The organism is Legionella steigerwaltii (genome assembly GCF_001468065.1).
Lineage (GTDB): Bacteria > Pseudomonadota > Gammaproteobacteria > Legionellales > Legionellaceae > Legionella > Legionella steigerwaltii.
The window spans coordinates 32,433-57,443 of sequence record NZ_LNYZ01000007.1 but is presented as its reverse complement, the minus strand read 5'-3'; the positions used below and the strand labels follow the sequence as shown (position 1 = coordinate 57,443).

Genomic DNA, 25,011 nt, shown 5'->3' with positions numbered 1-25,011 from the left:
GGGTGGCTTCAATGAGTTACGAACGACTAAAAGCTGCGTTAAAGCAGGGGAATGTGGATCAATTTAAAAAACTAATTTCAAATGTAGAGGAAGAGGGGCTTCTAACCTCAGATGAAAATGGTAATACCCTAGTACATCTTGCTGTAATATACGATCAACCCGAAATTCTGAAAAAACTTATAGACGCAGCAAAGGAATTCAATAGTCAAGTGTTGAAAATTCCTAATAACAATGGATTTACTCCTCTGGAATGTTCTTATGTCTATTCATCTTCAAAGACAAGGCCATTATTGGAATCTGATCCTCAATTAAGCCCTTCAAGTAAACTAGTTATCCATCAAAAGTATAAAGAGATTGAGGCATTGTCTCCAGGTAGTTTTCGGAAAGAGGGACTGGGTAAAATTATCATGGTTGCGAGTGCATTAGATGCTAAAGCCTTAAGCATTCTTTTGGGTATTGCAAGAAATCGGGAAGATTTACTTCGTTATAAAATGAAAGATGGTTGGTCCGGTGTCCATTTCGCTGCATACAATAATAATTTAGATGCAATTCAATTATTCTCTGAACAATTCGCAATCGAAGTTACAGACAATCAAGACAATACTCCTTTGATGACTGCAGCTGGGAGAGGGAATTTAAAAATTATTGAGTACCTGCTTGCAAAAGGCGGGAATTTGCATCAAAAAAATAAGCATGGGGAAAATACAATTTTTATTGCGGCTGAAAATGGACAATTAGCTACACTTAAATTTTTGGATAAAGAGGGAGTGGATCTGTTAGCCATTAATGACAATGATGAGAATGCCTTAATGGCCGCCGCTCGCAATGGGTATCTTGACTGTGTGCATTATCTTCTGGATCGGGGTGTGCCTGCTAATCTGCAAAATAAACAAGGTAAAACAGCGTTCCAATTGGCATTGGATGCAAAGAAATTCGATGTAGCCGCTTTATTTGTGACTCAAAGTACTGCAAAGGAAAAGGAGCAGGCCTTGTTTGATGCAGTAAGAAGAGGAGATTTAGCCACAGTACAATGGTTGGCAGAACACGGAGCTTCTTTAACCGCAACAGATGAATCTAAAATGATTCCAATGTTATTAGCAGCAAGTTCCGGTAATATAAAATTAATCGATTATTTTCTGAGTCAAGATCCTCCCCCTATTCATGATAAGGACAGCGAAGGAGATAACCCATTATTTGTTGCAATAAAGAACCGCCAGACTTCTCTAGTAATACATTTAGTTGCTAGTGGCTTTTTTTCGCTAGAAGATAAAAATGCTCAAGGGAAGACCCCTTTATTAGCAGCTGCTGAAGTGAACTCCGATGTACTCGTTGAGTTTTTTCACCAAAAGGGTTACTCATTGGAAGCCCGTGATGACGAGGGAAATACCGCTTTTCATTTATTGTTGGCTAAAGGGAATTTGGGAAATGCGATGGAGTACCTACATGCCAACAGCCCTGCGTTGATTCTTGAAAAAAATAATAAGGATGAAACGCCCCTACATACAGCAGTTAGACTTAAACGCACTGATGGAATAGAGGAACTGTTGCGCCTATTTAGTGCTCATCCACAAATAAAAACCAAGTTGCTTGAAGCCAGAGATGATCAAGGTAATACGGCCTTATTGTCTGCTATTCAATATCAAAATTCGGAAGCAGTACCGTTACTTTTGGCAGAAAAAACTGATGTTTTGGCCAAAAACCATAAAGGCCAAACGGTTATTAATATCGCACACTTGAATATATTTTCTCAGGCAACCCTAAAGGCATTGTTTGATGCATACCAGATTGATTATAGGGAATATTACCATCGACGAAGACTTTACTTTATTTTTGGTGGATCACAGTTGCATGAAGTTCTTAAATTTCAAAATGCAGAGGTTAAATTGGGTTTTGGATTATTCGATGAAGGGGTATCAGTTCTTAATAGCTATTTAAATGCTTTCATTAAGGAAAAACACCCAGAATATTCTTCACAGTTTACGGGCTTATTGTTTGCATTAAATAAACTTGAATCGGACACCACTGTTGAAAATATTTTAAGCCGCCTGGATAGAGAGGGCATGGCTTTTCAGGCAACTGGTTTTACTGGTCATAGTGTACTCGCTACTTTAAAAAATATGGCAGATGGGAGCATGAAATTATCACTTGCTGAACGTGGTGGTCGGATAGGTGATGCTCCTTTTTTAAATGCGGAGAACAAAAAATTTGTAGCTACCCGATCAATTATTGTTCCAGCTGACAAGCGCCAACGGGTGATTGAGCTTTTGTTTCAAGCAAAAAAAGAACCTCAGGCAACAGGGATTGATATTTTATTTAAGCAAATACCAGAGTTTGTGGGTGAACCTTACCAGTTTTCTAATATTTATCAGAAGAAATTTTTAGATATTTGTTTTTATAGCAATCCTAAAACAGGTTTATATGAACAATTTATTGAGATTCTTGGGGAGGAGGGTGGAAAGACCTTTTACAAAGAATTTGAGCTTTATATGCGAGAACAAGAGTTAAAGAAATATAAAGAATTCCGTCAGCATAATCATCCAGATGAGAATTTACAAGAAAATCCAATTATTGTTAAAGCACAGGAGCTCATTGAAAAAAGACAGGAGGCATTACAAGTTTCCCCAAAACTTGGTTAAGGAAGCCAAATTTTTGCGACATTATTTAATCCAATTTTCAGAATAAAAAAAGTCGGTGAATCAAAAAGTTACTGACTTTAGATCAAATTGATTTTTTTTAAAAAGAAAGCTATGTTTAGGATGAGTAAGTTTATAGATACACAACTGAGTACGATATATCTTTAACCAGTTAATTTATATAGATTTTTCAAAGCAAGAAATTATTACAGAAATAATTGAACGCTGGCTCATATTGAAAGAGTTAAAAGATAAAATAGGATGAGAGCATGCCAGTAATTGCGCTACAAGGAATCCGCAATGGGAATACAAAATGAGTAATATCTTGTATTTGCTTTTGTCACATGATGCCTATAAAAAGACTGAAAAAATCTACTATCATTATCATCAACATAATACCTCGTTTTTCACTTCAATTATTATTATTTTACTCAAAATCGCCGGTTGGACTTTTTTAAGATTGGAGTCTTCCAGTTGGCAACGGGTACGTGAGAACCATCAATTTTGGTTTCCTCATATTTCAAGAAAACATCCTCGACCAGGGGATATAGTTCGCTATTTAACTCAAGGCTTATGGTTTATTTTGTTTTATTCAGAGCGCAGAAAAAAGACCCATTTTTTACAGCGCGGTCTTAATTATTATTATTCATGGATAGAAAAGCTCCCGGATAAGGTAGAAAGCAATAAAGCTACCAAACAAATGGTTAAGCATTTTGAACTAACAAACAGTATTCTACACCGTATTTTGTTTATTACATTAACCATTTTTTCAGCCATACTGTTAGTGATTTGTATCACTCAACCATTTAAGCCAATAGCACAATTTATTTTTGTAGTACTTTTATGGGGAATGGCTATGAGCATCCGTAAAGTTCCTGGACATGTAAGTACTATTATGTTGGTTGTTCTTTCTGTAATTGTTTCATGTCGTTATTTATGGTGGCGCTATACATATACTTTAGTGTGGGATGATTTGCCCAGTGCCGTATTCGGAAGCTTACTTATCTTTGCTGAAACATACATTTGGTTGGTTATGATATTAGGATACTTTCAAAGTATTTGGCCATTACATCGTAAGCCAGTGCCATTGCCCTCTGATCATTCTGTCTGGCCGAGTGTAGATATCATGATCACTACTTATAATGAGGATCTGAGTATAGTAAAACCAGGTATTTATTCGGCTTTAGGTCTAGATTGGCCAAAAGAAAAACTGAACATATACATTTTGGACGATGGTAATCGTCCTGCATTTAAAGCATTTGCTGAAGAGGTAGGAGTACACTACATAGCACGTCCTACCCATGAACATGCAAAAGCAGGCAATATTAACTATGCTTTAAAACGTACACATGGTGACTTAGTGGCAATTTTTGATTGTGACTATGTTATTACCCATCCTTTTTTGCGGTTAACTGTAGGTTGGTTTTTAAAAGATCCTAAGCTCGCTATTTTACAAACACCACATCATTTTTTTTCACCCGATCCTTTTGAACGTAATTTGAAATCGTTCCGAAGAACCCCCAATGAAAGCTCCTTATTTTATGGTGTAGTACAGGATGGGAATGACACATGGAACGCAACTTATTTTTGTGGTTCGAGCGGTATCATGCGTCGTTCTGCCTTAGAAGAAATTGGTGGGCTGGCAGTAGAAAGCGTTACTGAAGATGCACACACTTCGTTGCGACTGCAACGTCGTGGCTATAATTCAGCTTATATTCGTATCCCGTTAGCAGCAGGTTTGGCAACAGAAAGCCTTGCAGGCCATGTAGCTCAACGTATTCGCTGGGCGCGTGGTATGGTGCAGATTTTACGTATGGATAACCCTTTATTAGGTAAAGGCTTATCTTTTGGACAACGCCTTTGTTATTTTAATGCTATGTTGCATTTTCTTTCTGGGGTTCCTCGTTTAATTTTTTTCATTACCCCAGCGGCATTTTTGGTTTTGAATGCCTATGTAGTCTATGCTTCTGGACTGATGATCCTGCTTTATGCCATACCTCATATCATTCATGCCGTTTTAACGAATAACCAAATTCAAGGTCGATTCCGTCATTTTTTATGGAATGAAATCTATGAAACAGTAATGGCCTGGTACATTGCGGTGCCTACAACTATGGCTTTAATTAATCCGCATAAAGGAAGATTTAACGTTACGCCAAAAGGGAAAATTATTGAGGAAGAGCATGTGGATTGGATAACAGCACGGCCTTATATAATATTATTATGCATTAATGTTGCGGGTTTAATCGCGGCCGTCGTTCGTTTGATAGTTGAGCCATCCGAAACAATTGTCGCTCTGCTTATTACTTTCGCCTGGTCTTTATATAACATTGCTATTCTTGGTGGGGCGTTGGGCGTAAGTATTGAAGCAAGGCAAAGACGTAGAGCTCCTCGTGTGGCATTTGTTATGCCAGCAGCAATTATGCGGTCTGATGGACATGTATACCAATGTACCCTAAGAAATTATTCGGATAAAGGGGTGGGGATACAAATGGAGAATCAAGATTTGCTCAAAAAAGGAGATGAGATAACTCTTTTACTCAAACGTGAAGATGTTGAATTCGCTTTCTGTGGAACTATTGCTTATACGTTTTATCGCAATGCAGGGATTCAGTTACATGAGTTTTCTCTTCAACAAAATATCGACTTTATCCAATGTACATTCGCTCGAGCAGATGTTTGGACATTATGGCAGGAATCGTTTAGTCAGGATAAACCCCTAAAAAGTATGCGTGATGTATTTGTTCTGGACTTGCGTGGTTATTACGATATCATAGAACATGCGCCAGACAGAATTCGTAAGATACTCATAGGCCTTACCAATGCAATTATTTGGATGGGAACTTTCCTTCCTCACAAGCCTAAATCAAGGGAACATCTTTTACCTGAATTGGAATAAAATTTAAAAACTTATGGATAAGAATAATGAGAAGAAAAATAATCTGGATTATATTGCTGCTTTTTTGGGGAGCTAGCGTTCACATACAGACCACTTTCGCGCTATCAGCAAATTCCATTCAAGCTGCACAGCCAGCTCAGGCCAATGTTCCAACACGAAAAGTCCAATTATATTTTAACAGCTTAAATCAGCAGCAAGGCAACTTTACTTTAACTAATTTTATGACAGGAAGAAATATAGAGTTCACTGTGCGTAAAGATGAGTTGATATCTCAAGCAGCACTCCATCTTCAATTTATACCTTCACCAGCACTTATTCCTTTACTGTCGCAGCTTAAAATTTATTTAAATGATGAATTGGTCAACGTGATTGCAATTAGTGCCGAACAACTGGGTAAATTAAATTCTGTAGATGTACCTATAGATCCTCGTTATATCAGCGATTTCAATCATCTCAGACTTGAGTTTATTGGTCACTACAAATCGATTTGTGAAAATCCTGTACACAGTTCGATATGGATAGATATTGATAAGTTTAGTTATCTTGAATTGACGTTCCAAACCTTGCTCTTAAAAAATGAGTTGTCACATTTTCCAGAACCTTTCTTTGATCCACTAGATAAAAATCAATTAAATATGCCAATGGTATTTGCTGATCGACCCAATTTGATCCAGCAACGCGCTGCAGCAATTTTAGCTTCATGGTTTGGCAGCAAAGCCTTATGGCGTGGAACGTCCTTTTCAGCCTTATTGAATCAATTACCTACAAGTAACTCTGTTGTATTTGCTACGAACCAGCAAAGACCCGATTTCTTGAAAAACTATAAGAGCGTAAATGCCCCTACAGTAGAAATGATAAGCCATCCGAATAATCCTTATATCAAATTATTGTTGATTTCGGGACGTGATGATCAGGATTTATTGACTGCTGTCCAGGGTATAGCACAAGGGAATGTTCTTTTTCGGGGAACAAGTGTTACGATTAACAACGTAAAAATGCTTGAAACTCGCAAACCCTATGATGCGCCAAATTGGATTCGTACTGATAAACCAGTAACGTTTGCAGAATTAGAAGATTATGAAGGACAATTGCAAACAAAAGGATATACTCCATATCCAGTTACGCTCTGGTTTAATCTACCTCCTGATTTGTACCTTAATCAAGGTAGAGGAATTGATTTACGTTTAAAATACCGTTACTCGTTACCCCCAGCTGCCAGTATGTCGGAACTGAATATTAGCTTGAATAATTCTTTTGTGAAAAGTTATAAGTTGGAGCCAAAACAAGAATCTACTTTTGCAGCAAATATGGCCGAGACAAGTAAAACACTCTATATTCCTACAAACATAGGAGCACAAAACCAATTCACTTTTGATTTTGCATATGGAACTCTGATTGCTGGAGGAGTGCAAAATAATCAATGTATTACTTATCAGGTAATTAGCAATTTAGGGGTTATTGACCGTTCTTCAACCTTAAATTTATCCAATTATTATCATTTTATTAAAATGCCGAATTTAAATGCTTTTATGAGCTCAGGATTTCCTTTTAGCATCATGGCTGATCTTTCGCAAACAATTGTGTACATTGATCCCCAATCACAACCTGAAACGGTAACCACTTTACTTAACGTTATGGGCAAGATCGGTGCAGCAACGGGTTATCCTGTTTTGTCACTCGTTTTAACTGATAATTGGTCTCAGGTTAAAAATAAAGATGCAGACATCTTAACTATTGGTGTGTTACCCAAAGCACTTCGTGATAACGATGATCTCAATTTGTTGATGAATAAAGCACAAGATTGGGTGAAAAAGCCTTTAAATAAAAATGCGCTACCAGAGAGACATCGCGTGACTCCTTTCAGCATGCCCGAGAGTAAAGCCACCATTAGTGCCACGGGTTCTATGGCAGCAATTCTTGGTATTCAATCGCCGTATTACAGTAATCGCAGCATTATTATTTTATTGGCAGAGAATCAACAGGACTCTGAATTACTTAACAATGTGTTGACTAATAATAAAAATGTCGGAAAAGTCTTTGGGTCATTAGCTGTAATTCGTAACTCCGGAATTGATAGTTTCAAGGTTGGTAAGACATACCACTTAGGCTATATACCCTGGTGGGAGCGTTTTTGGTTATCATTGCAACAGCATCCCATCAACTTGGCACTTTTATCTCTTTTGGCTGCAGTAGTAGTTACATTCTTGATTTGGAATGGTTTGTTAGTAATCAAAAATCGTCGTTTAAAAGGTACTCAGGATAAAACGTGATTTTTAAATCAAAAAGCAAAGAAAATTTATTGTTTTTTGTCTTATTCTTATTGGGCATTTCTAATGCCATTGCAATTACGCAATGGTCAATGTGGGAAAAATTTAAGCAATATTACATCAGCATAGATGGACGAGTGATTGATCCACAACTGCCAGAAAGAAAAACAACTTCAGAAGGGCAAAGTTATGGATTATTCTTTGCTTTGGTTGCCCATGATCAGCCTATGTTTGATAAATTATTAGGTTGGACTGAAAACAATCTTGCTGCGGGTGATTTGGCAAAACAGCGACCTGCATGGGAATGGGGACAAAATGCCCAAAAGGAATGGGGTGTTTTGGACAGTAATTCGGCAGCTGATTCGGACTTATGGATTGCTTATGATTTACTTGAAGCAGGACGTTTGTGGAGAAATAAGCGTTATGACTCTCTGGGTCAAAAACTTCTACAACGTATTCTCAAAGAAGAGGTGGTTCAAATTCCAGGATTTGGACTCATGTTACTTCCAGGTAAATTTGGATTTAATTTTAAAAATACCTGGCGACTTAATCCAAGTTATTTACCCCCTCAATTATTTGCTCGATTTGCCAAATTGAACAGCAAATGGAATATTCTTGAGCGTAATAGCAGGCGTCTGTTATTAGAAACCTCTCCCAAAGGGTTTGCGCCGGATTGGGTCATTTGGAAAAAGAATAGTGGGTGGCAGCCTGATCTAAAAAATCCTAACTTGGGTAGTTATAATGCGATTCGTGTCTATCTTTGGGTAGGGATGTTGGCTTCAGATGCATCGCAAGCAGCAGAATTGATAAAACACTTTTTACCGATTCTTAATTTGACACAACAATTAGGTTTTCCCCCAGAAAAAATTGATATTATCACTGCTAAAACACAAGGCAAAGGTCCTATGGGCTTTACTGCCGCATTATTACCTTTATTAGCAAATAATCCTTCCGAACTTGCAATACAAAGAAAACGTCTTGATGCAGTGGAATTGACCGATAATGATTATTACAGTTCAGTACTAAGACTTTTTGGTCAAGGTTGGGATCAAAATCGATATCGTTTTAACGCTCAGGGTGAGCTGATATTGCCATAGTTATTTGTAGTTTGTAGCCTGGGTGCAGCGAAGCGGAACCCGGGTTCCACTTCGCTGCACCCAGGCTACAAATTTCATTATCATAAATGGGAAATTAATTCCCATTCATTCAATGCCTTAAGGAACTGGCTTCCATAATGTGCCAATTTGTGTTGGCCAACCCCAGGTACTGCGAGTAGCTGTTCCAAGTTTTTCGGTTTGGCTTCAGCCATTGCATGTAAGGTTGCATCGCTGAAGATCATAAACGGTGGTTTGTTCTCTTCATCTGCCAGTTTACGTCTTAACGCACGAAGCAGTTCGAATAAGGGACTGTTTGTCGTCTGAATTGAGCGTCGTTCTTTGGTTTTCTTTTTGTTGCTTTTAAGATCATTATTGATCAGGGTCAACGATATTTTTTCTTCACCTTTAAGCAAAGGAATCGCTTTAGGTGTTAATTTAAGAACATTAAAATGGCTAATATCTTGCACACAGTACTCTTTATGAATGAGTTGCCAGGCTAGTTGTTTCCAGTAATGTGCCGATTTGTCTTTACCTATACCAAAGGTACTGAGCTGCTCATGACCATATTGTTTTATTTTATCCGAAGAACTGCCACGTAAGACATCTATAGTATGGGTTAAACCATAATTTTGGCGTAAGCGATAAATACAAGACAAGAGTTTTTGTGCATCTTCTGTGGCATCAGCAGTTATGGGCGGATTATCGCACACATCACAATATTGGCATTCTGTATCACAAACTTCATCAAAATAGCGCAATAAAATTTGGCGGCGACAATGTGATGCTTCAGCAAAAGCAAGCATGTGGTTGAGCTTATTGGTTTCAACTCGTCTTTGTTCATCGAGCGGATTGTTAATAATCCAGGAACGTAATCGAGCGCTATCTGCTGCATCATAGAGTAAAAGTGATTGTGCTGGTAATCCATCACGCCCCGCACGCCCGGTTTCCTGATAGTATCCTTCAATATTTTTAGGTAAATCATGATGAACGACAAAACGAACATTCGGTTTATCAATTCCCATCCCAAAAGCGATGGTAGCAACAACAATGTCGATTCGATCATGTCTAAATAAAACTTGTACTTCCCGGCGTTCTTTGTGAGGAAGTCCGGCATGATAAGCACGCGCTTTAAACCCCATTTCTTGTAGTTTTTTGGCAAGATTTTCAACGCCAGTGCGGGTGCCACAATAAATAATTCCAGATTGTTGTTCCACAGTTTGTAAAAACTGATTTAGTTGTTTCACCGCATTAGTTTTGTGGACTACTTTATAATGGATATTCGGTCTATTAAATGAAGCAATGTATTTTCTAGGCGTGTAATTTAATTGTCTAATTATATCCTGACGTGTTTGTTTATCAGCAGTTGCAGTTAAGGCAATAATTGGGATATTAGGAAAATGGGTTTTTAAGATACCTAAAGCGGCATATTCAGGACGAAAATCATGACCCCATTGAGAAATACAGTGAGCCTCGTCAATTGCAAAAAGTGCGATAGAGCATTCTTTTAATCGTTCTAAAAAAGAGGTACTAATTAGACGCTCAGGAGCAATATATAACAAATCCAATTCATCATGATGTAATTGCATCAATACATTTTTCGCCTCTTCGCTGCTTAAAGAGGAATTATAATAAGCGGCGCGAATTCCTTGTAATCTTAAGGCAGTTACCTGGTCTTCCATTAATGCAATTAAAGGAGAAACTACAATGCCCACTCCTGGTCTTACGATGGCAGGAATCTGATAACATAGAGATTTTCCACCACCTGTGGGCATTAAAACAAGAACATCATGCCCAGCAATAACATCATTAATAATGTCTTCCTGAGGTGTTCTAAACGAGTCAAAACCAAAATATTCTTTGAGTACAGCAAGCGAATTTTTATTACGAGTGACAGGTGCCGCAAGAGTTTCCATGTAATTATTCTTATTCTTTTCATGAGCGCTGAAAGGTTGCAATCATATCATCATGGTTTGGAAATAAAAGCATTATCTTTTATATAAAAGCGCAGTAATTTTTCTGCCCAATCTTTTGCATAATGAACACCAATTCTCGGTTTTTCCACAATAGTAAATGCATGTTGATTTTCTTCTTCAGCGATATAAAAAGTATCGCTGGTCAGATCATGTTGGTTCAGTTCTTTATCTATATGCATTGCTTTTGAAAGCAACCCAGGTCCTTGTGTTTTTCCTGCAATATTTTTTATTGGTTCAATGGCACGCAACAAAATTGCAGAACCTTTACCCTCAGTTTCTGTAACGACATTGGTGCAGTAATACATCCCATAGATTAAATAGATATAGGCATAACCAGCAGGTCCAAAAATGACTTTTGTTCTTTGGGTAAGACCTTTAGATGAATGAGATGCTAGATCATGCACTCCTAGGTACGCCTCAACTTCGACGATTCGTCCTATATATTCCATTCCGAATTGATTATGAATAAGATATTTGCCTAAAAGTTCTTTGGCAACCATAATCGTATCACGTTCATAAAATGTTCTGGGTAATTTTCGAAACATATCTCTTTCATGGATGATAAAAATTCGCAATAATAATACATTTAAACGAATTTTCTAAGGACAGTTTATGGATTTTGAATTCGCAGCAGAACATATAGCTATTCGTGAGATGGCAGCTGATTTTGCACGTAATAGGTTAGCTCCTATGGCTGACAGTTGGGATGACGAGAGCTATTTCCCTGTGGATGTATTACGTGAAGCTGCTGCACTAGGAATGGCTGGGATGATGGCACGAGAGGATATTGGCGGAGCACAATTAACCCGCTTAGACTCTGCATTATTGTTCGAGCAACTAGCAACAGGGTGTGTCAGTACGAGTGCATATCTTTCGATTCACAACATGGTGACTTCTTTAATTGATCGATATGCTCATTCTGAGTTACGAATGAAATGGGGGCCTAAATTAACTTCTATGGAACTACTTGGCAGTTATTGCTTGACTGAGCCTGAATCTGGTTCTGATGCCGCTTCGCTAAAAACCAAGGCTGTAAGAGACGGAGATTATTATGTGCTAAATGGCTCTAAAGCCTTTATTTCAGGAGGCTCAGTGAGTGATGTCTACCTGTGTATCGTTCGGACTGGTGATTTGTCGCATCATGGAATAAGTTGCTTATTAATTGAAAAAGAGACTCCAGGTTTAAGTTTTGGCAAATTAGAGAAAAAAATGGGTTGGCACAGTCAGCCTACCAGTATGGTTTATTTTGAAAATTGCCGTGTACCGGTTGCCAATCGTGTGGGTGATGAGGGGATGGGATTTAAAATTGCATTGAATGCTTTAAATGGGGGACGGATTAATATTGCTTCGTGTTCATTGGGTGGCGCGCTTGCTTGCTTGCGATTGACTCAAAGCTATATGCATGAGCGAAAACAATTTGGTAAACCACTCACTGAGATGCAGGCATTACGTTTTTATTTTGCTGATATGTTAACGGATTATGAAGCGGCTCGTTTAATGGTTTATCGAGCAGCAAGTGCTATGGATAAAAACGATCCGAATGTCCCTATATATTGTGCCATGGCGAAACGTTTGGCAACCGATGTTGCTTTCCATATTTGTGACAAGGCGATGCAAATCCACGGTGGTTATGGATATTTACGTGATTATCAGATTGAGCGAATATTTAGAGATTTAAGAGTACATCAAATTCTTGAAGGTACAAATGAAATCATGAGAGAAATTGTTGCTAAAGCAACTTTGGATGAAGATCATTTTTTGTGCTGATTTATCTGTTTGTAGCCTGGGTGCAGCGAAGCGGAGCCTGGGTTTTCTAAGCTGAATGAGTGCACGATCCCGGGTTCCGCTTCGCTACACCCAGGCTACGGTTCTTATAAGAAGGAGTTTTTTTTAATGAATTTAATTGAGCAAGATTTGGATAACCATGGAATTTTAACTTTAACTTTAAACAGACCTGAAAAGTTAAATGCCTTAAGCTCAGAAGTATTAGATGCTTTGGAAGAATCATTCCATTATGCAAAATCAAACCCTAAAGTTAAGGCATTAATGATTACTGGGAATGGTAAAGCCTTTTGTGCTGGTGCGGATATTAACCGATTGGCTGAATGTACTGCACAAACAGGATATGAGTTTGCTTGTCGTGGACAGGAAGTATTTCGGCTTTTGGAAACTTTAGGTAAACCATCATTAGCTGCAGTAAACGGCTTTGCTTTTGGGGGTGGTTGCGAGTTAGCTATTTCTGCTACATTAAGAATTGCTTCAACAAAAGCTCAATTCGGCCAGCCTGAAGTGAAGCTGGGCGTTATTCCTGGTTATGGTGGCACACAGCGCTTAGCTCGCTTAATTGGAAAAGGGCGCGCTTTAGATTTGTGTTTAACAGGGCGATTTATTAACGCTGAAACTGCCTTACATTGGGGACTAGTGAGTGAGGTTGTTGAATCAGAACTATTATTGGAACATGGGAAAAGGCTATTACAGGGAATTTTAAGTATGGCACCACTTGCTGTGGCAGGTGTTATGGAAGTTATTGATCATGGTTATGATTTGTCCTTGACGGATGCTTTGCACCTGGAAGCCATTCACTTTGCCAAAGTGTGTGCTTCTGAAGACAAGCAAGAGGGAGTTAGCGCATTTCTAGATAAACGAGTTGCTCAGTTCAAAGGAAGATAATTATGACTGATGAGGTACTTTTTGAGCAAGAAGGTTCATTGGGAGTCATTACATTAAATAGACCCAGGGCTTTGAATGCGCTGACTTTAAATATGATTCTTAATATGCAAAGACAATTAAGTCTTTGGAAAGAAGACGAGTCGATTCATGCTGTAGTCGTACGGGCTGTTCCCGGGAATGCATTTTGTGCTGGAGGAGACATACGTTCGCTTTACTTAGCGGGGCAAGTAAATGACGCGGAGCAAATGCAATTTTTCTGGCACGAATATCGTTTAAATCATTTTATTCATCATTTTGGTAAACCCTATATTTCTTTAATTGATGGTATTGTTATGGGTGGAGGTGTGGGGATTTCCATGCATGGCAGTCACCCAATAGCCAGTGAACGCTTTGTATTTGCTATGCCTGAGACGAGTATCGGTTTCTTTCCTGATATAGGGGCCAGCTATTTACTGGCACGATGTCCAGGATATTTAGGTATTTATTTGGGTTTAACAGGTAATCGCTTAGGTTCTCATGATGCAGTAAAAACCGGACTGGTTAAAAAAATAGTAGCATCAGAACAAATGCCTGCTGTATATGATGCATTAATGAATGAAGATTTATCAACGGATGCTTTTGAACAAGTCAATCAATGCTTGCAGCGTTTTACTTTTGTACCTTCTACGGAAGAAATCAGCCAGATTAAGCCTCTGATTGATGTCTGTTTCGCACATCCAACAATTGAAATGATTCGAGATTCCTTACAAAGTGCTGGCACAGTATGGGCTGAGGCGGTTGATAATACTTTGGCACAAAAATCTCCCTTAAGTCTTAAAGTCACTTTAGCTCAATTACAAAAGGCGAAGGGATTGTCTTTAGCGCAATGTTTACAAATGGATTATGACATGGTCAGTCATTTTATGCACGGCCATGATTTTTATGAAGGGGTCAGAGCTTTATTGATTGATAAAGATAAGAATCCTCAATGGCATCCAGCGCGATTGGATTTGGTTTCAGAGCAAATGGTTCAGAAGTACTTTGAACGTTCTCACCCTGGCTTGGAATGGGCATAAAGTGTATCTGTTGTGCATAAAATTTTTGGGGCTGGTGTTTGTCAATTAATTTGACCACACCATCCATCAATTATTGGTTAAAATTCAATTTAAGTGATATTGGATTATTAACCTATATCTATTTAACAGCCCATTTTTATCTCAGATTGATGCGAATGGTTTTGTGCTTCATGATTGGGTTGTTTCATCTGATTTATATGATGTTCTTGCTCTTGTGGCGGCTTGCTGAATTTATCATTAACATATGTTCCAGCACGATAAATGCCTGTTCCCAAAGCTGCTGCGCCAAGAGAATAAAGAGTAGTTTCAATAATTGCTTTACCAGGTTTAGTAAAAAATCCAAAACGTGACATCATATTTCATCCTTTTAGTAATATTAAAAACTGTAACGTATGATCTAAAATTGCACATTACAGTATTATCATACACTATTTTATTGCATAACAAATCATTTTATAAAAATAAAATGGTTCTATTATGTGGATTTTTACTTCATGAAAGTCAATTATTTTGAAAACTGGATCCCGTATAAATGCTACGCATTTTACGGGATAACCAAGTTAGTTGCTTTTTGGAGAAGATCCTGATGTTTGAGTCTGTGTATGTTCATCAGTATCTTCAGGAATCTCTTCGATCCGAGGAGTTGTACTCTTAGTAGCAAATATACCATGTCTGGATTTACCTACAGAGGGTTGATACTCTTCTGGAACTACTCTGCTCAGTGGTTCAGGTCCCATAGTTTCGCCAATACCTGCAACAAGACCGAATATCATAGCGGTTAAGCTCATTCGCAGTGGAACTTGTTTCAGAGCCATTTCCCCAAAAGCTTTTGCTGAAGCTCCGGGATTATTTATAAAATTAAAAAATAACTCTTTTGTTAATTTAATTGAATTTGCTCTTTTTAGTTGTCCCTCTTGGTTTATTGTAAATTGTACCACGATATAATCTTTTAATACGGCTAGTGGGTACGTGGTAAATGCTGCAAGCGCACCACTGGTTGCTCCACTGACAAAATGTCTCTTTTTACTATCCTCAATTGGCAAACCTTTCGCTATTCTCTCTTCAAGAATACACAATGCAAAAAAATTACCCATTCCTGCAGCATATCTTGGGACAAAGCCAGCAGCTATTAATTCTTTCGCATTATTAAATGTTTTCCATGTAAAATTTGGAGGAAGAAAGTTGGGTATTTTTTTCAGCGTAGATATTGCTTCAGGCCCTTGCGTTATCAACTGCTCACCTAACGTCATAGCCATAAGATACCCCAAACCTGTTGGGGCGTATTTTCTACCGTCTTCTTCCCTTACAAGTCCTTCTTCTAAAGGCTTGCTGCCGCCTTTAGCAGTAGTAACATAACCTGTTCTTAGTACTGATCCAGAAATAGAAGCTGAAGTTCCTGCATACATAGCTTTCATAAAACCCATTACCCCACCTTGATATACGGGTAACATGGTGCCGTTCTTGGTTAAATTAACCAGAATTGTTTTCATTGGGCTTTGAACAGCTACAATACCAAAACTTGTAGTCAATGCAACGGCGGTAAAATTAGCTCCATTCCAAAACTGTTGATACATTTTATCCACAGAAGGTACCCAGTCAGGAAGAGAAGGGCCTTTTCCAGGTGGTGGCGTAACAGGCATTGTAGGTACTGTAGGTACCTGTACAGATTTAGAAGTTTGTAGTTTTTGCTTCATTAACTCCATTGGTGGAAACATCCAAGAATTACTTCCAGGTTGGATTGCACTCCACATAGATGTCATCATGGTTGAAAACACAGGGCCTTGCCAAATTGATGGAGTAAAAGTTCCTTCCTTCGGTGCGTGCACAGATTTTTGAGTTTGTAGTTTTTGCTTCATTAACTCCATTGGTGGGAACATCCAAGAATTACTTCCTGTCTGGATTGTGCTCCACATAGATTTCATCATGTCTGAAAACACAGGGCTTTGCCAAACTGCTGGATTATAAAATCCTTTCATCATGGATGAAAACACAGGCATTTGCCAAATTGTTGGAGTAGAAGTTCCTTCCTTAGAATGCATCATCTTATATTTTGCAAGCTCTAATGGCGATACCATCGGAGTACTTTTTAGGTAAGAGAGATCCCACGGTTTCCATACTACTGGTGCAGTTACAGTGGGTTGCCCAACTTTTGATGTTTGCGAATCTGTTTTATTATACATAGCTATATCTTATATTGATTGTTAAATATATCCTCATTATACGGCTCAAAAATTAACTAAACCTTAACAAATATGCGTAAGTAGAACAAAATTAAATCTCAGGGCTTATTTTGTGGGCATGCAGGCGTTTGGAATGAACAAAAAACCTCCAGTAGGCCGCTTGTTTACTAAGGGATAGTTATAAAAAAATACTTTATTTATAATGACTTATAATGAAATATATCTGGTAAGAAACGAACTAAAATCTGGAGGCTGAGAGGTGTTTATTTTAAGTTCAATCATAAAAAAATGTATTATCTAGCAAGATTACTTCAGCCAATCATTGAGAATATCAATGATTTTTTGTGCTTGTTCTGCACTGGAAATGTTAAACTTGGATTTTTGCCAGTATTGGTTATTGCGTTTTTGATATCGGCGAATTGAAAATTTAACTGGACCATAATCATTTTGAGCATTATCCCAATCCTGATATTTAAACATAATTGTAGTCCAGGCCCCTTTACTTAATACTTTCTTATCCAATTCTTTAACTGTCTCTGTTCCATTGTCGTTATATGTTATAGTGATTTCATCTATGCTTGCAGTCATTCGGGTCTTACCTTAATAAATATTCAAGAAAAGCAGAGGTACATCAATAATGAGGTATTCTCTACGCTAAAATTTTGAGAGTTTATCTTATTTTTTTAACTTACCATAGTATTGAACTGTGATTTGTCAAAAATAGATACAAATAAAATAACGCAACAATGGATTATTTTATTATTTTTAGAATTATTGAATTGATTGCAGTTTCCCATTAACAAAAGTCATAGTTACTGCGGGCTGATACTCCCCAGGTTGATAAACCCAAACTTGAGGTTTTTCTGCTGTTGGTACAATTTCATTGATGAACGAATTATTGACTATAGAAGGAGAACCACAAGCATAATATACTTTTTGCACCGGATCGCCAGGTTGAATGTTCGCTCCTTGGCAAACAGAAACAGCATTACTATCAGAACCATTTAATTTAATGGAGCGTACTTTTTGGTTCACAATATTTACTTCAAGCTGTACCCCGCCACTACCGGTAGGCATGTTCCATACGCCATAAAAAGCAGTGCTCGTTCCCATGTTGTTATAAATGAGTTGTTGTACGGGAATTTTTTGTAATACAGGTTGATTTGATTCTTGTTGGCTCACTGGTTGGCCACAGGCTGCAATGACTTCATCGGGTGTCATTCCTATATTAATGTATCCGTGGTTTTGTGGACAATAATATGATTGAGTATCAGCAAACAGACTAAAAGGTAAAATGATTAATGCTAAGCCAGCACTACTGAGGAACGTCAATTTCATAATTCAATCCCGATAATCCTCTGCTTAAAAATAAGTATAGTAGTTTTTATAATAATCTCCAGGGTAGGTTGGCCATAATAAAAAGGGTAATAATTTTTAATAAAACCAAGATAATAAAAGGAGAAAAATCAAAACCAGAAATGTCAGGAACTATCTTTCTACCCAGTTTTAACAAGGGTTCAGTCAACAAACGTAAGAAATCAGCAGTTGGGCCTTTCCAATTCGGATTGACAAAGCTCATGATGACGCGAATAAGTATGGCAAAAAATAGAATGTTGCAAGGCTGAATGACTAAATCAGCAATCATATAAAGGAATATGAATCCAATAGGAATTAGCCCATGTAAGGCAAGAAGGCTAATGCAGATGATTTTTAATAGTTCAACCAGAATTAGGGTAATGAATGCAGGGACATCATATTTTTGTCCTGGTTTATAGGGTTGCTTTGATAACAGTTGAATTGGAGTGACTATAGGATTTGTAATTGTATAAATGAGTTGGCTTACAGGATGAAGCGCGCTAACACGCAAATACCGCAATGCAATGCGAAGCCATAAACTGAAAATAACTAGTGAAAAAAATAAAGAAACAACAAAAAGTATCACTGCGTTAATACCAGACATATTTTCCCCTATCCTTCAACTGATTTTGCAAGATTATATCGTGTTGCTTTATTTTTGTCGCTTACCAAATAAAGCCTGCCCGACTCGGATTATAGTTGCACCTGCTTGAATTGCAGGGGCAAAGTCATGACTCATTCCCATGGATAAAGTATCCATGTCTAGACCAAGTTCTTGATTGAGTGAGTGCATGAGTTGATTAAGCTGAATGAATAAATCATATTGTGTTTGTGGTTTTTTTTGTGGCGGGGGAATAGTCATCAAACCTCTTAGCTTAAGATGCGGGAGTTGACTCACTGCCAAAGCTAATTCTGTAGCTTGTTGAGGAGGGATTCCTGATTTAGTTTTTTCATCCACCAGATTAATTTGCAAACAGACATTAAGCGGGCCTAAATCTCTTGGGCGATGCTCATTGAGATAGTGAGCGATTTTAAGACGACTAATACTGTGGACCCAGTGAAACAGAGTAGCAATTCCTTTTGTTTTATTACTTTGAATTGGGCCGATAAAATGCCAACATATAGGTATGTTTTTTAATGCATTTATTTTTGGTTGTGCCTCTTGAAAATAGCTTTCTCCAAAGTGAGTGATTCCTAGCTGAAATAATTCACTAATCGCCTCAATACTTTGCTGTTTACTCACAGCAAGTAACAGAACACTCCCAGGTTTTCTACCACTTTCCAGTTCAGTTTGCGTGACTAATTGTTTTATTTGGTTTAGATTTTGTTGAAGACTCATGATTACTTAAATGCGTTTGGAATAACCCCAACAATAGCAAAAGAAACAATGTTTGCCGAGTGTTACTTAGTGAGTTAATCTATTAGCATCACATTTTAAAAGTTGAGGCACAATGGCCTACTGCCATTAATGTTCTTGATCTTTGGCCTACCTAATCAGGACGAGTTAAGCAATGGATATAGCAGAACTATTAGCGTTTTCAGTAAAAAATAAATCATCAGACTTACATATCTCCGCGGGTTTGCCTCCCTTAATTCGCGTGGACGGGGATTTGCGCAAAATCAATTTACCGGCTATGGAACACAAAGAAGTAATAAAAATTATCTATGATGTGATGAATGATAGGCAAAGGAAAGAGTTTGAAGAGAGTTTGGAAACTGATTTTTCTTTTGAAATACCCAATTTGGCTCGTTTTAGGGTGAACGTATTTAATCAATTGCGTGGCGCAGCAGCTGTTTTTCGTACTATTCCTTCTGAAATTTTAAGCATGAGTGATTTGGGGTTGCCATCTATTTTTGAAGAAATGTCCAGTTATCCTAAAGGATTAGTACTCATTACTGGTCCAACAGGATCAGGCAAAAGCACCACGTTAGCTGCCATGATCGATTATATTAATGCCAGTCGTTATGATCATATTTTAACTGTTGAAGATCCTATAGAATTTGTGCATCAAAGTAAAAAAAGTTTGCTGAATCAGCGCGAGGTTCACAAAGATACACTGAGTTTCAATGCGGCTTTGCGTTCTGCATTACGTGAAGATCCTGATGTGATTCTGGTGGGGGAGTTGCGTGATCTGGAAACGATCCGTTTAGCAATGACGGCTGCTGAAACAGGGCATTTAGTGTTTGGCACTTTGCATACTAATTCTGCAACCAAAACCATCAACAGGATTATCGACGTGTTTCCCGCTGAGGAAAAATCCATGGTACGCTCGATGTTGTCCGAGTCATTGCAGGCTGTAGTCGCACAAACGTTATTGAAAAAAAATGGTGGTGGGCGAGTTGCTGCTTTGGAAATCATGATTTGCACCGGTGCAATACGAAACTTAATTCGCGAAGATAAAGTGGCCCAAATGTATTCTTCCATCCAAACAGGCCAAGGCAAAGGAATGCAAACTTTAGATCAACATTTAACAGAGCTGGTGAAAAAAAATATTATTTCCACCCACACCGCACATGAAGTGGCAATTGATAAAACGATATTTTAAAGTGTTGGCTGAGCATTCAATAGTACTTGTAGCCTGGGTGAAACGAAGTGAAACCCGGGTTTCGGTCTTTCAGACCTTCACCCAGGCTACCCCCTAGATAGGAGGCTAAGTACTTAAGCATTTTTCTGTAATTCAATTAATTGGGGGATACCCATTTCAGCAAGTGCAAGCATGCTGTTTAATTCATCTCGATTAAAATGTCTGTCTTCCGCAGTTCCCTGAATTTCAATGAAATGACCTGCTTCGTTCATAACAATATTCATGTCAGTTTCGGCCAGGACATCTTCTGCATAATCCAAGTCAAGTACAGCTTGACCACGATAGAGTCCCACAGAAACCGCAGCAATGTAATGAAATGCAGGCATTTTACGTATTTTTTCTCGTTCTACCATCCAGCTTATTGCATCTCTCATTGCGACACACGCACCAGTAATCGCTGCTGTTCTTGTACCCCCATCCGCCTGAATGACATCACAATCTAGGGTGATTGTATTTTCACCTAAAAATTTTAAATCAACACAGGCTCTTAGAGAGCGGCCAATAAGGCGTTGGATTTCCATAGTTCTGCCGCCTTGTTTTCCTTTGCTTGCTTCGCGTTCAGTACGACTGTGTGTTGCACGTGGAAGCATCCCATATTCAGCAGTAACCCATCCTTGGTTTTTCCCTTTAATAAAACGGGGGACACCTTCGATTATAGACGCATTACACAATACTTTGGTTTGCCCAAATTCAACAAGAACAGAACCCTCAGCGTGTTTTGTGTAGTTTCTGGTTAATTTAACAGGACGTAGTTGATTGGCTTCACGGTTACTTGGGCGCATTGGATAATCCTCGCAAAATTGGGAATTATAACGCTTAACTTCCTGAGTTGCATCCTAAAGTATGTGTGATGTAAATAAAGCGTGTGATTTTTTTTATTATTAAGTTTACTTGTTTTCTGAAAATAAAAATACATGTTGAAACTTACAGGTAAATACACAAGCATATGGGTTAATTGTTGATCAACAATTTTCTTTGAATACATATTGAATAATGATGATTCATCGTGTTATTTTTAAGATTCAATTTTAAAAAAATATTTCATTATGAACTGTCGTAGTCATGAAATCAGCGTTGCACTTTGTGCAGATTTATCTGCTAGCTCGCTATTTGTCTGCGATTTAGTTTCTTCCCAAAGCGTTATTTCTTCTTTAGTGATTCTTTTCTTACCTTCCTTTCCCTAGGGCGGTCTCCCATTATCCGCGCCTCTCTAGGGAGGCGGGACATGCGGGTAGTGAACTCATTTGATTCAACTATTGGAGAATATTATGACCCAAACTAAATTTGAGGCGCATAAAGAAGACGCCTCCCCTAAAGAAAAGAAAAATAATCTAAGCGTATCCCAAAGTATCTTCTCTGGAAGCGTTACTGGTGCTTTTGAAGTGTTAGTTGATCATCCCTTGTGGTCGATAAAAACACGTATGCAAAAAGGAGAGCCATTTACCCTAAATCCACAAGTAGTGTATCGAGGCATATTGCCAAATGCAGCCAGCATGATCCCCATAACTGCAGTGCAAGTGGGTTTGAATCGTTTTTTTCAGAAATGGTTTTTTGGGAATAGATATGAGTTATCTGATAGCCAAAAATTGGTTAGCGCTTTTGCTGCTGGTGTCGGTTCTGCTGTGATAAGTTGTCCTACGGAAATGGTAATGACACATCAAAAAAAGAGTTTCCTCTCGGCAGGTACTCACTTGGTGCAACAAGGCGGTTGGTCTCGTCTTTATACAGGAATGATGGCAACAATGCTGAGAGAAGGAATGTTTTCTACATTTTTTCTGGCTGTGACCCCTGCATTGAAAACCAAAATAAAAGAGCATTATCCAAATGATTATTTTGCATCGCTACTCGCAGGGATGTTGGCAGGAGTCGGTGCAACATTGGCTTCTCAAAAGTTCGATGTGGTGAAAACAGCGCAACAGTCATCAGTCACCGCAAACCCAGCGGGTTTTTTCAAGACAACTCAAAAACTCTATGCAACACATGGTGCTTCTGTATTTCTAAAAGGTGGTTTGCCACGAGGCTTGCGTGTGATGTCTGCAGTAACACTCATGAGTTGGATGAATGAGAAAATGGGTGAATGGATGTCCCAAAATCAACCAATGGAATCCGAAACATCACCATCACCAAGTAAATAATTTATCCACGGTATAAATCTAAAAAATTCTCCACTACCGCGCCTCATGCGCGGTATTTCCCCGGACATGAAGCGTCCAGGCAATGTGCCAAGATGGGCTGATAATGCGATTAAACTCACCAAGAATTCATGATCTGTTACGATTTTGAAGAGCTTTTCTCTGTCCAATTGCTTTAAATTGGGGTATATTCGCGCAAGGTTTATTCATTCGGTATCTATAATGCTTCAAAGTATGACGGCTTTCTCACGAGTGCAACAGCAGATTGAAGAAGGTCAATTTTGTTGGGAAATCAAGTCAGTAAACCATCGATATCTAGATGTCTCATTCCGTTTGCCTGAATCGTTCCGATTTGTAGAGCCACAGTTACGCCATTTATTGCGGGATCAGATAAATCGTGGGAAATTAGAGTGCCAGCTGAAATATCAAGATACAAGTTCTAATAATCAGTCTATGCTTATAAATATAGGCATGGTAAATGCATTAGTGGGTTTAGGTGAGAAACTTTCCATGTCACACCATTTGTCGAACGATTTAGGTGTAAGTCGTGTTCTTACTTGGCCCGGAGTGGTCCAAGCTAATATGCCTGATGTGGAACTATTAGGAGAGAATGCGATTTCCTTATTTAAAGAGGCGATTGACCAGTTAAAGCAGATGCGCACAAGTGAGGGTGCTGCATTAAAAGCGCATGTGGAGACACGGTTAAGTGAATTGGGTCGAGAAATTGAGCATGCACGGTCCTTAGTATCAATGCAAGCAGAGCAAGTTAAAGATAAATTATTGACCCGATTGCACGCAGTGAGGATTGAGGTTCAAGATTCACGAGTGGATCAGGAAATTGCTTTAATTTTGACTCGTATTGATGTGAGTGAGGAGCTGGATAGATTAAAGACTCATCTTGATGAAGTGAGTCGGACGTTAAATTGCGATAAAATAGCAGGAAGACGCCTTGATTTTTTGATGCAAGAATTAAATAGGGAGGCGAACACGCTAAGTTCAAAGTCTGACTCTGTGGAGTTAACCCAGAGTGCGGTGCAAATGAAAGTTTTAATTGAGCAAATGCGTGAACAAATTCAAAACATTGAGTGAGTATTATTGTGGGTGACTATTCGGGTAATTTATTTATTGTTGCAGCACCTTCTGGGGGAGGCAAAACCAGTTTAGTAAAAAAGTTAGTGGAAACTCTTGAGGATGTTGAGGTATCCGTTTCGCATACAACACGAGCGATGCGACCTGGGGAACAAGATGGAGTGGATTACTTTTTTATAGATGAAAATGAATTTATACGTATGATTGAGGATAATGCTTTTTTAGAGCATGCCCGAGTCTTTAATCATTTGTATGGAACATCGATGAAGCAAATTACTACACGTTTGCAAAAAGGCATCGATGTCGTTCTGGATATAGACTGGCAAGGGGCAGAACAAATTAGGCGTTCCTTTCCAGATGCGGTGAGTATTTTTATTGTACCGCCGTCTTTGGATGTATTAAAACAACGATTATTGAATCGTCGGCAAGATAAAGACGAAGTGATTAGTAATCGGATGATAAAAGCTCAAGATGAATTGAGCCATTATCCCGAGTTTGATTACTTAATCGTTAATGATAATTTTGAGAGGGCGTCTATGGAGTTGGGGGCGATTGTGATTGCAAACCGCTTAGGTATTAGGCGGCAGATAAATAAACAATCAAAATTGCTTTCTTTCCTGATGTCATCACAGTAAAATGATAGGTTTTGCTACTGGAGAATGAGTTATGGCGCGAGTTACAGTTGAAGATTGTTTAAAAAACGTTGCAAATCGATTTGAACTGGTTATGGTGGCTACTAAGCGAGCGCGCCAAATTGCTGTTCGAGGCGATCAACCTATGGTTGAATGGGAAAATGATAAACCCACAGTCGTGGCTTTGCGTGAAATAGCAGAAGGTTTGGTTACCCCAGAAATTTTGGATAAAGAATAATTTTTAGAATATTGTAAAGATATTCATGGATCTTGGGCATATTGTAGCCTGGGTGAAGGCGCAAGCCGTAACCCGGGGGTTACCTTTGATCCCGGGTTACGCTGCGCTTCACCCAGGCTACAAAACCCCATGACGACGAATCATGAGGGATCGTGATTTATTCGGGTCTTAAACGGTGTGAATTAGGGGTATAGGGGTACGGTCA

General features: G+C 38.5%; 21 protein-coding genes. 12 read left to right on the top strand and 9 right to left on the bottom strand.

Annotation, left to right across the window (positions count from 1 at the left end):
• The first annotated feature begins 11 nt into the window (after positions 1 to 11).
• The 4 genes from Lstg_RS04940 to bcsZ all read left to right on the top strand — a co-directional run bounded on the left by Lstg_RS04940 (position 12) and on the right by bcsZ (position 8,896).
• Positions 12 to 2,636, top strand: a complete 2,625-nt coding sequence (locus Lstg_RS04940) for an ankyrin repeat domain-containing protein (protein WP_058476554.1) — start codon at positions 12 to 14, stop codon at positions 2,634 to 2,636.
• Positions 2,637 to 2,946: 310 nt separating this feature from the next.
• Positions 2,947 to 5,532, top strand: coding sequence for a UDP-forming cellulose synthase catalytic subunit (gene bcsA / locus Lstg_RS04935; RefSeq protein ID WP_058476553.1), 2,586 nt, complete (start codon positions 2,947 to 2,949; stop codon positions 5,530 to 5,532).
• Between the two features lie 26 nt (positions 5,533 to 5,558).
• A complete protein-coding gene (bcsB, locus tag Lstg_RS04930; protein ID WP_058476552.1) occupies positions 5,559 to 7,802 on the top strand; it encodes a cellulose biosynthesis cyclic di-GMP-binding regulatory protein BcsB in 2,244 nt (747 codons plus the stop codon).
• Positions 7,799 to 8,896, top strand: a complete 1,098-nt coding sequence (gene bcsZ / locus Lstg_RS04925) for a cellulose synthase complex periplasmic endoglucanase BcsZ (RefSeq protein WP_238585374.1) — start codon at positions 7,799 to 7,801, stop codon at positions 8,894 to 8,896. The genes bcsB and bcsZ overlap by 4 nt, the downstream gene beginning before the upstream one ends.
• 80 nt (positions 8,897 to 8,976) lie before the next feature.
• Here bcsZ and recQ read toward each other — a convergent pair whose 3' ends face one another.
• Positions 8,977 to 10,809 carry a DNA helicase RecQ gene (gene recQ / locus Lstg_RS04920; RefSeq protein ID WP_058476551.1) on the bottom strand — a complete coding sequence of 611 codons (1,833 nt, stop codon included), beginning with the start codon at positions 10,807 to 10,809 and terminating at the stop codon, positions 8,977 to 8,979.
• A gap of 50 nt (positions 10,810 to 10,859) precedes the next feature.
• Positions 10,860 to 11,414: a DNA-3-methyladenine glycosylase gene (locus Lstg_RS04915; RefSeq protein ID WP_058476550.1), complete on the bottom strand. Its 555-nt coding sequence runs from the start codon at positions 11,412 to 11,414 to the stop codon at positions 10,860 to 10,862.
• Between the two features lie 67 nt (positions 11,415 to 11,481).
• Here Lstg_RS04915 and Lstg_RS04910 point away from each other — a divergent pair, with 67 nt between their 5' ends.
• From Lstg_RS04910 to Lstg_RS04900, 3 genes are all read left to right on the top strand, one after another.
• Positions 11,482 to 12,636, top strand: a complete 1,155-nt coding sequence (locus Lstg_RS04910; RefSeq protein ID WP_058476549.1) for an acyl-CoA dehydrogenase family protein — start codon at positions 11,482 to 11,484, stop codon at positions 12,634 to 12,636.
• 126 nt (positions 12,637 to 12,762) lie between these two features.
• Positions 12,763 to 13,539, top strand: a complete 777-nt coding sequence (locus Lstg_RS04905) for an enoyl-CoA hydratase/isomerase family protein (protein WP_058476548.1) — start codon at positions 12,763 to 12,765, stop codon at positions 13,537 to 13,539.
• A gap of 2 nt (positions 13,540 to 13,541) precedes the next feature.
• Positions 13,542 to 14,594, top strand: a complete 1,053-nt coding sequence (locus Lstg_RS04900) for an enoyl-CoA hydratase/isomerase family protein (RefSeq protein WP_058476547.1) — start codon at positions 13,542 to 13,544, stop codon at positions 14,592 to 14,594.
• Positions 14,595 to 14,716: 122 nt separating this feature from the next.
• Here the strand turns inward: Lstg_RS04900 and Lstg_RS04895 are convergent, their stop codons facing one another.
• The 6 genes from Lstg_RS04895 to Lstg_RS04870 form a co-directional block, all read right to left on the bottom strand.
• The gene (locus Lstg_RS04895; protein WP_058476546.1) at positions 14,717 to 14,950 is read right to left on the bottom strand and encodes a hypothetical protein; all 234 of its coding nucleotides are present in this window, start codon (positions 14,948 to 14,950) and stop codon (positions 14,717 to 14,719) included.
• Between the two features lie 204 nt (positions 14,951 to 15,154).
• On the bottom strand, positions 15,155 to 16,774 hold the full coding sequence (locus Lstg_RS04890) for a hypothetical protein (protein WP_058476545.1): 1,620 nt from the start codon (positions 16,772 to 16,774) through the stop codon (positions 15,155 to 15,157).
• Positions 16,775 to 17,080: 306 nt separating this feature from the next.
• On the bottom strand, positions 17,081 to 17,362 hold the full coding sequence (locus Lstg_RS04885; RefSeq protein ID WP_058476544.1) for a hypothetical protein: 282 nt from the start codon (positions 17,360 to 17,362) through the stop codon (positions 17,081 to 17,083).
• Between the two features lie 183 nt (positions 17,363 to 17,545).
• Entirely contained in the window at positions 17,546 to 18,112 is a 567-nt protein-coding gene (locus Lstg_RS04880) for a DUF2845 domain-containing protein (protein WP_058476543.1), read from the bottom strand.
• A gap of 46 nt (positions 18,113 to 18,158) precedes the next feature.
• A complete protein-coding gene (locus Lstg_RS04875) occupies positions 18,159 to 18,734 on the bottom strand; it encodes a YggT family protein (RefSeq protein ID WP_058476542.1) in 576 nt (191 codons plus the stop codon).
• 48 nt (positions 18,735 to 18,782) lie between these two features.
• Positions 18,783 to 19,469 carry a YggS family pyridoxal phosphate-dependent enzyme gene (locus Lstg_RS04870; RefSeq protein ID WP_058476541.1) on the bottom strand — a complete coding sequence of 229 codons (687 nt, stop codon included), beginning with the start codon at positions 19,467 to 19,469 and terminating at the stop codon, positions 18,783 to 18,785.
• 172 nt (positions 19,470 to 19,641) lie between these two features.
• Here Lstg_RS04870 and Lstg_RS04865 point away from each other — a divergent pair, with 172 nt between their 5' ends.
• The gene (locus tag Lstg_RS04865; RefSeq protein WP_058476540.1) at positions 19,642 to 20,676 is read left to right on the top strand and encodes a type IV pilus twitching motility protein PilT; all 1,035 of its coding nucleotides are present in this window, start codon (positions 19,642 to 19,644) and stop codon (positions 20,674 to 20,676) included.
• 113 nt (positions 20,677 to 20,789) lie between these two features.
• Here Lstg_RS04865 and rph read toward each other — a convergent pair whose 3' ends face one another.
• A complete protein-coding gene (rph, locus tag Lstg_RS04860) occupies positions 20,790 to 21,497 on the bottom strand; it encodes a ribonuclease PH (RefSeq protein WP_058476539.1) in 708 nt (235 codons plus the stop codon).
• Positions 21,498 to 21,983: 486 nt separating this feature from the next.
• Between rph and Lstg_RS04855 the strand changes: the two genes are divergently transcribed.
• The 4 genes from Lstg_RS04855 (at position 21,984) to rpoZ (ending at position 24,806) form a co-directional block, all read left to right on the top strand.
• Positions 21,984 to 22,850, top strand: a complete 867-nt coding sequence (locus tag Lstg_RS04855; protein ID WP_058476538.1) for an MC/SLC25 family protein — start codon at positions 21,984 to 21,986, stop codon at positions 22,848 to 22,850.
• Positions 22,851 to 23,069: 219 nt separating this feature from the next.
• The gene (locus Lstg_RS04850; protein WP_058476537.1) at positions 23,070 to 23,936 is read left to right on the top strand and encodes a YicC/YloC family endoribonuclease; all 867 of its coding nucleotides are present in this window, start codon (positions 23,070 to 23,072) and stop codon (positions 23,934 to 23,936) included.
• Positions 23,937 to 23,941: 5 nt separating this feature from the next.
• Entirely contained in the window at positions 23,942 to 24,571 is a 630-nt protein-coding gene (gene gmk, locus Lstg_RS04845) for a guanylate kinase (protein ID WP_115324588.1), read from the top strand.
• Between the two features lie 31 nt (positions 24,572 to 24,602).
• Entirely contained in the window at positions 24,603 to 24,806 is a 204-nt protein-coding gene (rpoZ, locus tag Lstg_RS04840; protein WP_058476535.1) for a DNA-directed RNA polymerase subunit omega, read from the top strand.
• Positions 24,807 to 25,011: the final 205 nt, after the last annotated feature.